Here is a 12,215-nt window from a genome sequence, read left to right on the forward strand (position 1 = left end):
AGCGTAGTTTTATTTTGAAAATTTCTGAGCCTCTTTAGCAGCTCTTTCAATTTTTCTGCGTTGCTCTGCTGCTTTTCGTTTTAATTTTTCCTGTTTTTCATTCCATTTTTTGATGTCATTTGGAGAGAGATTGCCTTTCTTGTTTTGTTTTTCAAACTTCTCAGAATCCTTTGTGATATCTTTTTCAATGTCAGCTAATTTTTCCTTGGCATCTATATAGCGTTCTTGGGCTTTAGCTGCTTTTTCACGGTTTTTCTCCATTTTTTCGCGCTCTTTTTCCAAGTTCTTTTGCGCTTTTTCCATCCTGTCGGCCGCTTTTTCTGAAGCTGCTATTCTTTTCTCTTCTTCTCTGATTTTTTTCTCTTCCTCTTTTTTTATTTTTTCTGCTGCCTTTTCCGCTTCTTTGGCTGTTTTCTCTGCTTCTTTTTGGGCTAAAAGTACAGTGGACAGAGAATCTTTCTTATGGGCTAATTGTTGTTGCTCTCTAGTAGGAGCTGCTGTTGTTGTTTCTTGAGCTATAGCTGTTAAATGGGCTAGAAATGCTAGGCCTGCAATAATAAATTTTCCTTTCATAGAATGTATCATTAATTGATTTCACCGGTTTTGAATCGGTAAGTTTTATATATATTTACAACATAAATTTACAATAATTTGATTGCTCTATGAAAATATATTTCAAAATTTTGATTGTTTTTATGTGTATGTTAAGTTGCTCTAAACAAAAAAATAACCAGAAAGAAGAAAGTACAGATAAAAATGCCCTGGTCGATAGTCAGCCTGAGAAAAATGACAAAAATTTCTATTTGCCTGTTTCAACGACTCATGAAATTATCAGGCATGAATATTATATTTTATCGTATAGTGAAAAACATGAACAGGCCGAATGGGTTGCTTACGAACTCAAAAAAAATGAATTGAGCCACGCTAATTTTCAACGGCCTTTTTTTATTGACGACCCAAAAGTTGAAACTGGTTCTGCCAGCTGGAAAAACTACAAGCGTTCGGGTTATGATAAAGGGCATTTGTGCCCGGCAGGTGACAGGCGATTTTCCAGAGAAGCTTTTGACGAGACTTTTTATACGTCTAATATTGCACCTCAATTGAATGATTTTAACGCTGGTGTTTGGAATAGGCTGGAGCAAAAGACAAGATATTGGGCATCTAAATACGATGGCGTTTACGTAGTAACGGGTGGTGTTTTGACCGATGGACTGAAAACTATTGGTAAAGAATCGGTTTCTGTGCCGAAGTATTTTTATAAAATATTGCTTGATAATTCCAGAGGCGAATATAAAACAATTGCTTTTTTGGTCCCGCATGAAGATTCTGAAAAACCATTGAACAAATTTGTAACCTCAATTGATCAGATTGAAAAAATGACCGGAATCGATTTTTTTCCAAATCTTCCGGATTCAATTGAAAATAAATTGGAAAAGGGAAGCGATTACAAAAACTGGAGTTTTTAGTCCAGATGGAAATGGCATCCTTTTTCTTGTTTCTTTAACAAGGAAAAGATAGAATGAACAGCTGGGAATAACTCCTGATTATTACCATTCGTTAACTTTATTGGCATCCATTTTTACAAAAATAAACAGCAAAATGGTGAAACCCCATAAACTGGAACCTCCGTATGACAGGAAGGGAAGGGGTACTCCAATGGTTGGGAATATGCCTATAACCATTGAGATGTTGACAAAAAAGTGGGTAAATAAAACCGCCGCAACGCCATAGCCATACACACGGCTAAATTTTGTTTTCTGGTTTTCAGCGAGATAAATGACACGAAGGATTAATGAGACAAATAATAGTATTAATACTGAAGAGCCGGCAAATCCCCATTCTTCACCTACGGTAGTGAAAATATAGTCTGTATGTTGTTCCGGTACAAAGTTTCCTTTGGTTTGGGTTCCTTCCAGATAGCCTTTCCCTAACCATCCGCCTGAACCAATAGCTATTTCAGACTGATTTGTGTTGTAGCCTACGCCGGACATATCTACTTCTTTCCCTAAAAGGATATTAAATCTGTCCCGATGGTGCTGTTGGAATACGTTTTCGAATACATAGTCTACAGATAGCGTAAATCCAGCGATTACCAAGAATACCAGCGTGCTGGCGATGATGTTTCGATTTATCCTGCGTGATTTTATATAATGGATTGCTACCAATATAAAACTGATGAGAATTACATATTGCGGTTTGAGTAACAAGGACATGACAAATAAAACAACTGCGCCGAAACCTGTCCAAAGATACCATGTTGGAAGTCCTTCACGGTTAAGAACCAATATAAACATCATAAAAATCAGGGCGCTTCCGGGATCTGGCTGCGGAAGGATTAATAAAATGGGCAGTCCCATAATTAAAAGCGCGAGAATTTGATGATTTAAATTTTTGAGATTTATTTGCGGATCACTTAAATATTTGGCTAAGGCCAATGCGGTTGCGGCTTTGGCAAATTCCGAGGGCTGAAGTGTAAAACCTCCAATAGCGTACCAGCATCGCTGTCCTGCAATGGTTTTTCCGAAAATAAAAAGACCGGCCAGCAGAACGAGAGAAGAACCGAATAAAACACTGGCAAAACGTTCATAGAATTTAGCATCAATAGTCAAAATGACAATGATAAGTAAAACTGTAAAAGAAATAAAAATCAGCTGCTTTCCGTAATTCTGATTAAAATCAAAGTAATAGGCAGAGCTTGGAGTCATATCTGCAGAGTAGATATTCATCCAACCCAGAGTCACTAGGGCAACATAGAGAGCTATTGTAATCCAATCGATGTTGTTGGAAACACTTTGATTTTTCATTTATGCTGTTTTGTTTGCTTTTTTTATAGAATCTGCTTTCTTTATACTTTGAACTCTTGCTACAGAATCTTTTTTTATTTTGACTTTATACATGGAATCGATAAATTTTCGGGTAAATTTATTGTATTCACTTTGTAAACTTTTTTCCAATACTCTTTTCTCCCTGTCTTTTTGGGTGATTTTCCTCTTAATGTATTTTTCAATCATTAAAGTTGTAATCGGGCCTGCTGTTGTAGATCCGAATCCGCCATTTTCAACCAATACTGCAATGGCAATTTTTGGGTTCTCTTTTGGCGCAAAGGCAACAAAAATGGAATGATCCGCAAGCTGTACTTTTTTCCCGTTTATTTTGGCGAAATTTTCAGCTGTACCGGTTTTACCGCAAATTTCGATTCCTTCAACATTAAGGAAATAAGCAGTTCCTGTTTTGAATACTTCTGCCAGTCCTTCTATGACAGGTTTGAAGTGTTTTTTGTCAATGGAAGTTACATGCTTCGTTTTGAATTTTTTATCGATTTCCTGACCTTTAATTTTTTTAATAATATGAGGCGTGTAATAATAGCCCTGATTGGCAACGGTAGCCATCATGTTGGCTAATTGTATCGGTGTCATTAAAACTTCTCCCTGGCCTATTGAATTTGAAACAATGGCAGTAGCGCGCCATCCGCCATTCGGATATGCTTTTTGATATGTTTTTGATGTTGGGATATTACCTCTTCGGCCTGTAGGCAAATCATAACCCATAAACTGCCCTAACCCAAAACTTTTTACATGACCGCTCCAGACATCAACCCCTTCTGATGGTGTTGGGAATTTATTAATAGTTCTCAGGTAAGTATTACCAAAATAGGCATTACAGGATTTTGCAATTCCCATATGCAATTTACGTACACCACCACCGCAATGGCAACGCATAAATCGGCCACGACCATAACTAAAACCATGATTACAAACAAAAGAACTCGATGTGTCTATGGCCTGAACCTGTAATCCTGAAAGAGCTGTCAGGATTTTAAAAGGAGATCCCGGAGGATATTCTGCTAATAAACTTCTGTCATATAATGGTTTTGCTAATGAATCATTATATAATCTAGTGTAATTTCGTGAACGTTGACGTCCTACTAAAATGGCCGGATCATAAGATGGAGCAGTTACAAGAGCAAGGATTTCACCTGTGCTGGGCTCAATAGCTATAATTCCTCCTCGTTTGTTTTTCATTAAGGCTTCACCATACTTTTGAAGTTCAGCGTCAATTGTCAGGGTGATATCTTTTCCTTGTACGGCGATAGTATCGAAACGACCTTCTTTGTAAGGACCGATTTCTCTATTGAAACGATCTCTTTGAATGTGTTTTACGCCTTTAACTCCTCGAAGTTCGGATTCGTACATTTCTTCAACACCTTGTTTTCCAAGTAAATCACCGCTTTTGTAATAAGGATTCCTTTTGATGATTGCCTCATTGACTTGCGTGATAAATCCGAATACGTTAGCACCGGCATTTATCTGATAGTCCCGAAGTGAACGTTTCTGAATATAAAATCCTTCAAATTTTCTTTCTTTCTCTTGAAAAGCAGCATATTCCAATTTGTTAAGCTGACCTAAAAATACGGAAGGAAGCATTGGGCTGTATACCACTGCTTTTTCAATCTTTTTTATAAAATCCTCTTTGGTAATATGCAAAAGATTGCAAAATTCGATGGTGTCCAATGTTTTTATTTCCCTTGGAACTACCATGATATCATAAGATGGCTGATTGGCTACCAATAATTCTCCGTTTCGGTCATAAATATATCCCCGCTCCGGATAGTCGTATTTAATCTTGATGGATATATTCTCAGATTTTAATTTAAAAGTGTCATCAATAATTTGTAAATAAAAAAGCCTTGCTATGATTAATATAGCAGAAACTATAATCATACCGGGTAATAATAGCTTTCTCATTTTTTTCTTGGCTTAAATAAATAGATGATTAGAATACTAACTAATAACGTAAAAAGTGTGGTAACAATTGTTCTTAAAAGTGCATCAAGTATAAATGTGAATTTGAATAGTTCTAATAAGAACAATACAAGATGGTGTGTCAGTATTGATATTAATATAAAAGTAAATCTTTCCGGTGAAAGACGATCGTTAATTTTAATTGTCTGGTACTCATAGCTTAATCCAAATGAGAATTTGAAGAAAGAGGGTCTGACATAAGCTAATATTAAACAGGCTGCCGCATGCACTCCTCCTGAGTTCGAAAATAAATCGACCGTTAGTCCGAGTAAAAAACTAGCTATCAGTAATCTCGCACGATTCGTATTTACCGGATATAATAAGATAAACAGAATATAAGGATAGGGATTGATATAGCCGAATAAATCGATATTATTAAAAATAACGATTTGCGCAGCCAGGAGTAAAATAAACCTAACGAGATTAAGTATCAATGCACTATTCATGTGGCTTGGTTTCTGCTTCTAATTTATTGATTTCGTCACTTTCCTTATTCGTAATGATATAAACATGATTCAAATTTGTCATATCATTGAATAAACGAATATCTAACGTAAAATAATTTGTTTCCGTATCGGTATAAATTTTATCGATTATTCCAATTGGAATATTTTCAGGGAAAATTGTTGATCGTCCTCCGGTTACAATTGTGTCTCCTTTTTTAACTGTAGCTAAACGGGGAATCTCTGTCAATTGCACGTATCCTGCATTTTTTGCATTCCAAGTTAAAGAACCAAAATGATTAGATCTTTTTACTTTGGCATTAATTTTCGATTTAATATTCAGAACACTTAAAATTGTGGAATATTTTGGCGAAGTTTTTTCAATTATTCCTACGATTCCCTGGCTGTTTACAACCCCCATGTCTGGTTTTACTCCTTGAAGAGAACCACTGTTTATTGTTAGGTAATTTTCGGAAGTATTGTATGTGTTATTGATTACTTTCGTCTGAATAACATTTATCTTGTCATAGCCTTTTAGACTGTCTTTTTCAAGCATGGATGTACTGTCTTTCTTATTGAAAAGAATTTTTCTCAAACGGGCATTCTCTTGTGCTAATTTGTCGTTTTGTTCCTTTAAACTAAAATAGGTTTTTACTTCATTAACCTTTTCGTACACTGATCCTGTTACTACGTTAGCCGAATTTACTACCTGGCTTCTATGGTAAGAATGGGACTGGATTGTCAGTACTAATGAGGTTGTCAAAAGCAGCAAAAACAGTAAACGAGTACTGTTTTTAAATATAAAATTAAATATTTGCTGCATTTATTTACTTATTATTTGATAAGGATACTTCTGTATTTTGTAAGGTTTTTTAATGCCATTCCTGTTCCGCGAACGACAGCTCTTAGTGGATCTTCTGCAATAAAAACAGGTAAATCTGTTTTTAAGGAAATACGCTTGTCTAAGCCGCGCAGCATGGAACCTCCGCCTGCAAGATAAATTCCTGTATTGTAAATATCGGCTGCTAATTCCGGTGGTGTTTGAGATAGGGTTTCCATAATTGCATCTTCGATACGCTGAATAGATTTGTCCAATGCTTTGGCAATCTCTCTTGAGGAAACTTCAACCTGTTTCGGTTTACCCGTAAGCAAGTCACGTCCCTGAACAGACATGTCTTCCGGAGGTGAATCCAGATCTTCTATGGCTGCACCAATTTCGATTTTTATTTTTTCAGCGGTTGTTTCACCCACAAATAAATTGTGTTGTGTTCGCATGTAATAAATGATATCGTTCGTAAAAACGTCTCCTGCAATTTTAACTGATTTGTCACAAACAATTCCGCCTAAGGCAATTACTGCAATTTCAGTAGTTCCACCACCAATATCTACAATCATGTTTCCTTTAGGTTGCATGATGTCAATGCCGATACCTATTGATGCAGCCATTGGCTCATGAATAAGATAAACTTCTTTACCGTTTACACGCTCTGCAGATTCTTTTACCGCACGCATCTCTACTTCAGTAATACCGGAAGGGATGCAGATAACCATTCTTAATGCAGGTGTGAATAAACGTTTTTGTAAAGCAGGAATGCTTCTGATAAGCATTTTTATCATTTGCTCAGAAGCGTCGAAATCTGCAATTACTCCGTCTTTTAGCGGGCGTATGGTCTTTATGTTTTCATGCGTCTTCCCTTGCATCAGATTGGCTTCTTTACCAACAGCGATAATTTTGCCTGTTATTCGGTCTCGAGCGACAATAGATGGACTGTCAATCACAACTTTATCATTGTGAATAATCAGAGTGTTTGCGGTACCAAGGTCAATTGCTATGTCCTCAGTCATGAAATCAAAAAATCCCATACTCAATCGGGGTTATGTTCGTTTATACTAAATTTTCTACAAAAGTAATAAAATTAATGTTTGAAATGACGAATTCCTGTAAATACCATTGCAACATTATTTTCATTGCAATAATTAATACTCAACTCGTCTTTTATTGATCCGCCAGGTTGAATTACAGCCGTAATTCCAGCCTTCTTCGCGATTTCAACACAGTCCGGAAAAGGGAAAAACGCATCGCTTGCCATTACAGCTCCGGTTAGATCAAATTCAAAAGAAACCGCTTTGTGGATTGCTTGGTTTAAAGCGTCCACTCTTGAGGTTTGTCCGGTTCCTGAAGCACACAATTGTCTGTTTTTTGCCAAAACGATTGTGTTCGATTTTGTATGCTTGCAAATTTTAGACGCAAACAGCAAATCTTCAATTTCTTCTTGTGTTGGAGAAGTTTTAGTTGCCGTTTTTAAATCTGATTTGCTGTCAGTAATTAAATCTTTATCCTGTACTAAAATACCGTTTAGACATGTTCTAACGGAAGTTTTCGGCAGAACCGCTTCTTTTTGAACCAATATGATTCTATTCTTTTTTTCTTCTAATAAATCTACAGCGTGATCATCAAAGCTTGGTGCAATGACCACTTCGCAGAACAGTTTGTTAATTTCTTCGGCCGTAGCCAAATCTATATTTCCATTTGCAATTAAAACACCACCAAATGCTGATGTCGGATCTCCTGCTAAAGCATCAAGATACGCTTCTTTCATCGTTTTTCTTGTGGCAATACCGCAAGCATTGTTGTGTTTTAGAATAGCAAATGTTGGTTTGTCATTTTTAAATTCACCCATCAGATTTACAGCGGCATCTACATCAAGCAGGTTGTTGTAAGATAATTCTTTTCCGTGTAATTTGGTAAACATTGTATCAAATTCTCCAAAGAAGAACCCTTTCTGATGAGGGTTCTCTCCATAACGCAAAACAGCACCTTTTATTTCACTGATTTTCAAAACAGTTTCTTCGTGATTTTTGTTGAAGTAATTGAAAATCGCCGAATCATAGTGAGATGAAACGTTGAAAGCCTTGGCAGCAAATGTTTTTCTTTCTTCTAAAGTAGTTGCTCCGTTGTTATTTGTAATGCAGTCTAAAAACAAAGCATACTCATTTACCGAAGGAATAATTACGGTATCCTTGAAGTTTTTTGCAGCTGCGCGTATTAATGAAATACCGCCAATGTCAATTTTTTCGATAATATCTGAATCGCTTGCGCCAGAGGCTACTGTTTTTTCAAACGGATACAAATCCACAATGACTACATCAATTTGAGGGATGTCGAACTCCTTCATCTGTTGTACGTCGGTTTCATTGTCCTGACGGTTTAGAATTCCTCCAAAAACTTTTGGATGCAATGTTTTTACTCTTCCACCAAGAATCGACGGATAAGAAGTTACATCTTCTACAGGGACAACAGGAATTCCTAGATTCTTAATAAAATCCTCAGTTCCGCCAGTAGAATAAATAGTGACTTTTTGCTCGTGTAGTTTCTGTACAATTGGTTCAAGACCCGTTTTATCAAACACTGAAATTAGTGCCGACTTAATAGTTTTTGTAGTATTCATTGTGTTGTTGAAGTTTGTACTGCAAAAGTAGTTTTTTTGTAATTAATTTTGAGGTTGGATTGTAACAAAAATTTCATTTTTACTACTAATTTTTAAATCAATATCCTGTTGGCTTTTTTTAGCCTGAAAAAGGGCTATTTTATTCAACAAACTTCCTCTTTATGATTGTATATGTCCGATTACTGAAAGAAAGCTTCAGTTTTGCTATGAATGCATTGCGAAACAATAAGTTACGTACATTGCTGTCTCTTTTAGGAGTTACAATTGGTATCTTCTCAATTATTGCTGTGTTGGCTGCTGTTGATTCTTTGGACAGAAAAATAAAAAAGGACATTGGCAGCTTAGATAACAGCTCCGTTTTTGTGTTTAAATATTGTTTTGGGCCTACAGATATTCCGGATTGGAAAATAGAACAGTTTCCGGATGTTACTTACGACGAATATAAATTGCTTAAAAACGAATTGACTGACGTGCAAAGTGTTTGTTTTCAGTTTTTTGCCGGAAGGGAAAATGTGAAATACGAAGCCAAAACGATAAGTTCGATAGTGGTTATTCCGTGTACCTATGAATTTTCAGATATTGAAAAATTAAATTTTAAGGAAGGTCGTTTCTTTAGCGAACAGGAATCCAATTCTGGTGCCAATACTGTTGTCATCGGGTATGAAATTGCTAAATCTTTGTTTGATGGGCTTTCTCCTATAGGAAAAGACGTAAGGTTATATGGTCAAAAATTCAGAGTAGTGGGAGTTTTGAAGAAAGTAGGGGACAGGATGGTTAGTTTTGGTTCTAACCCGGATACTACAATTTATCCTACGGCAAATAGAATTCGTAGCCTGTTTGGTGATAACGCGTCAAAATTTACGCCCATCGTTATAATTAAGCCGGATAAAAGTATTGATGACGAAACGCTAAAAGCTCAAATCACTCAAAAAATGCGAAACTACAGAGGGATTAAAACGGGGCAAAATGACAATTTTTTCATCAACTTTCTTAAAGGTGCTACTGAAATGATTGATCAGACCATTAGTCTTATGAATACGATTGGTTGGATTATTGCCGGTTTCTCTCTCTTAGTAGGTGGTTTCGGGATTGCTAATATCATGTTTGTATCCGTAAAAGAACGTACAAATTTAATAGGAATTCAAAAGTCATTAGGTGCTAAAAATAAATTCATCTTGCTTCAGTTTTTGTTCGAAGCTATTATTCTGTCTGTTTTTGGAGGAATTATCGGAATCTTTTTGGTTTGGATTATTGCGTTTGTTTTAAGCAATGCGCTTGACTTTGAGTTTGTGCTGAGTTTCTGGAATATTCTTTTAGGTGCAGGTTTGGCAGCTTTTATCGGATTGATTTCCGGAATACTTCCGGCAATTTCCGCTTCAAGACTGGATCCTGTGGAAGCGATACGCAGTGGGATGTAGATTTCTCTCTTTAGAAGAGTTTAAAAAGTAAATATAAAAAAAACCCGTTCTATAACAGAACGGGTTTTTTTATTATCGTATTTCCTGATTCAAAATCAAATCTAAGTATAAATTTATTTTGTCTTTCAATTCCTTACGGGGGGTTATAAAATCTAAGAAGCCATGCTCTAGTAAAAATTCTGAAGTTTGGAAACCTTCCGGTAAATCTTTACCGGTAGTATCTTTTACAACACGCGGTCCTGCAAAACCAATCAAGGCTCCTGGTTCAGCAATGTTGATATCTCCTAACATCGCGTATGAAGCAGTAGTTCCTCCGGTTGTCGGATCTGTACATAAAGAGATGTAAGGGATTTGGGCTTCCGCCAATTGGGCTAATTTCGCCGATGTTTTAGCTAATTGCATCAACGAATAAGCCGCTTCCATCATACGTGCTCCACCTGATTTCGAAATCATCACAAATGGAATGTTGTTTTTAATGGAATGGTCAATACCACGTGCGATTTTTTCACCTACAACAGCTCCCATAGAACCGCCAATAAAGGCAAAATCCATACAACATACAACTAAGTCTTTTCCTTTCGATTTTCCCACACCAGTACGAACAGCATCTTTTAATTTGGTTTTGCTGATGGCGTCTACCAAACGGTCTGAATATTTTTTGGTGTCCACAAATCCAAGAGGATCTTTTGCGGTCATATTTTCGTCAAGTTCTACAAACTCGTTGTTGTCAAATAATATCTGGAAATATTCGGCACTTCCAATACGAACGTGAAAATCATCTTCCGGACTTACCCAAAGATTTCTTGCTAATTCTTCAGCATCTACAATTTTACCTGTTGGAGATTTGTACCAAAGTCCTTTTGGAACATCCATTTTATCTTCAGTTGCAGTAGTAATTCCTTTTTCTTTTCTTTTAAACCAGCTCATAATTTCTATTTTAAGAATTAGAAATCGGGAATCAGGAAGTAATTAAAATCCTAAACCCAAATCCTTCAATCGTATTATAATGTATTTACGTTATTTAAATCAGCAAACGCTTGCTCTAATCTTTTGATGAATGTTAACTCACCCTCACGAGTCCATTTTCTTGGATCGTAATATTTCTTATTTGGAGAATCGTCACCCTCAGGGTTTCCAATCTGAGTTCTTAAATACGCTATGTTTTTGACTATATAATTACGAATTCCTTCTGTGAAAGCAAATTGTAAATCAGTATCAATGTTCATTTTAATTACTCCGTAACCAATCGCTTCTCTGATTTCTTCCAATGTAGAACCGGATCCGCCATGGAAAACAAAGTCTACAGGATTATGACCTGTTTTAAATTTCTTTTGAACGTAATCCTGTGAGTTTTTTAAAATTTTTGGAGTTAATTTTACATTTCCTGGTTTGTAAACTCCATGGACATTTCCAAAAGCAGCAGCAATTGTAAAACGAGGACTGATTTTCATCAATTCTTCATAAGCATATGCAACTTCTTCAGGTTGTGTGTATAATTTTGAGCTGTCAACGTCAGTATTGTCAACACCATCCTCTTCGCCGCCTGTAATTCCTAATTCGATTTCAAGTGTCATTCCCATTTTGCTCATACGGGCCAAATAGTGTTTACATATGTCGATGTTATCTTCAATTGATTCTTCAGACAAATCAATCATGTGAGAAGAATATAATGGTTTTCCGGTTTTTGCAAAGTGTTTTTCAGAGGCATCAAGTAATCCGTCAATCCAAGGCAATAATTTTTTGGCACAATGATCAGTATGTAAAATAACAGTAGCTCCGTAAGCTTCTGCTAACGTATGGATGTGTATTGCTCCGGCAACAGCTCCTAAAATAGCTGATCGCTCACCTTCGTTAGATAATCCTTTCCCGGCATTGTATTGTGCTCCTCCATTAGAAAACTGAATAATTACAGGCGCATTTAACTTTGCTGCGGTTTCTAAAACTCCATTTACAGTACTTGAACCTACAACGTTTACCGCCGGAAGTGCAAATCCTTTTTGTTTTGCATAGTTAAAAATTTCCTGAACTTGATCTCCAGTTGCAACGCCTGGTTTTATGTTGTGTGCCATTTGTTTAAAAAATTAGATTGACAAAATTACAAAT

The 12,215-nt window shown here is 36.3% G+C and carries 11 protein-coding genes; 2 read left to right on the forward strand and 9 right to left on the reverse strand.

Annotated features, from left to right (window positions below; all coding sequences use genetic code 11):
* Positions 1-9 precede the first annotated feature (9 nt).
* A complete protein-coding gene (locus ACRDEC_RS08125; RefSeq protein ID WP_431497834.1) occupies positions 10-573 on the reverse strand; it encodes a hypothetical protein in 564 nt (187 codons plus the stop codon).
* A gap of 122 nt (positions 574-695) precedes the next feature.
* On the opposite strand from ACRDEC_RS08125, the gene ACRDEC_RS08130 reads away from it, so the two are divergent.
* Positions 696-1,466: a DNA/RNA non-specific endonuclease gene (locus ACRDEC_RS08130; RefSeq protein WP_431497835.1), complete on the forward strand. Its 771-nt coding sequence runs from the start codon at positions 696-698 to the stop codon at positions 1,464-1,466.
* Positions 1,467-1,547: 81 nt separating this feature from the next.
* Here ACRDEC_RS08130 and rodA read toward each other — a convergent pair whose 3' ends face one another.
* Genes rodA through purH form a run of 6 tightly spaced genes read right to left on the reverse strand, consistent with a single transcriptional unit; the run spans position 1,548 to position 8,694 of the window.
* Positions 1,548-2,804, reverse strand: coding sequence for a rod shape-determining protein RodA (gene rodA, locus ACRDEC_RS08135; protein ID WP_431497836.1), 1,257 nt, complete (start codon positions 2,802-2,804; stop codon positions 1,548-1,550).
* The gene (gene mrdA / locus ACRDEC_RS08140; protein ID WP_431497837.1) at positions 2,805-4,745 is read right to left on the reverse strand and encodes a penicillin-binding protein 2; all 1,941 of its coding nucleotides are present in this window, start codon (positions 4,743-4,745) and stop codon (positions 2,805-2,807) included.
* Entirely contained in the window at positions 4,742-5,248 is a 507-nt protein-coding gene (locus tag ACRDEC_RS08145) for a rod shape-determining protein MreD (RefSeq protein ID WP_431497838.1), read from the reverse strand. Before ACRDEC_RS08145 ends, mrdA begins: the two co-directional genes overlap by 4 nt.
* Entirely contained in the window at positions 5,241-6,068 is an 828-nt protein-coding gene (gene mreC, locus ACRDEC_RS08150; protein ID WP_431497839.1) for a rod shape-determining protein MreC, read from the reverse strand. The genes ACRDEC_RS08145 and mreC overlap by 8 nt, the downstream gene beginning before the upstream one ends.
* Before the next feature lie 11 nt (positions 6,069-6,079).
* Positions 6,080-7,108 carry a rod shape-determining protein gene (locus ACRDEC_RS08155; protein WP_431497840.1) on the reverse strand — a complete coding sequence of 343 codons (1,029 nt, stop codon included), beginning with the start codon at positions 7,106-7,108 and terminating at the stop codon, positions 6,080-6,082.
* Positions 7,109-7,161: 53 nt separating this feature from the next.
* Positions 7,162-8,694 carry a bifunctional phosphoribosylaminoimidazolecarboxamide formyltransferase/IMP cyclohydrolase gene (purH, locus tag ACRDEC_RS08160; protein WP_431497841.1) on the reverse strand — a complete coding sequence of 511 codons (1,533 nt, stop codon included), beginning with the start codon at positions 8,692-8,694 and terminating at the stop codon, positions 7,162-7,164.
* Between the two features lie 161 nt (positions 8,695-8,855).
* Between purH and ACRDEC_RS08165 the strand changes: the two genes are divergently transcribed.
* Positions 8,856-10,112, forward strand: coding sequence for an ABC transporter permease (locus ACRDEC_RS08165; RefSeq protein WP_431497842.1), 1,257 nt, complete (start codon positions 8,856-8,858; stop codon positions 10,110-10,112).
* Between the two features lie 72 nt (positions 10,113-10,184).
* On the opposite strand, the gene accD is transcribed toward ACRDEC_RS08165, so the two are convergent.
* Both accD and fbaA read right to left on the reverse strand, forming a co-directional pair.
* On the reverse strand, positions 10,185-11,039 hold the full coding sequence (gene accD, locus ACRDEC_RS08170; protein ID WP_431497843.1) for an acetyl-CoA carboxylase, carboxyltransferase subunit beta: 855 nt from the start codon (positions 11,037-11,039) through the stop codon (positions 10,185-10,187).
* Between the two features lie 74 nt (positions 11,040-11,113).
* Positions 11,114-12,181, reverse strand: a complete 1,068-nt coding sequence (fbaA, locus tag ACRDEC_RS08175) for a class II fructose-bisphosphate aldolase (RefSeq protein ID WP_431497844.1) — start codon at positions 12,179-12,181, stop codon at positions 11,114-11,116.
* Between the last annotated feature and the right edge of the window lie 34 nt (positions 12,182-12,215).

It is taken from the genome of Flavobacterium sp., from assembly GCF_050696275.1.
GTDB lineage: Bacteria > Bacteroidota > Bacteroidia > Flavobacteriales > Flavobacteriaceae > Flavobacterium.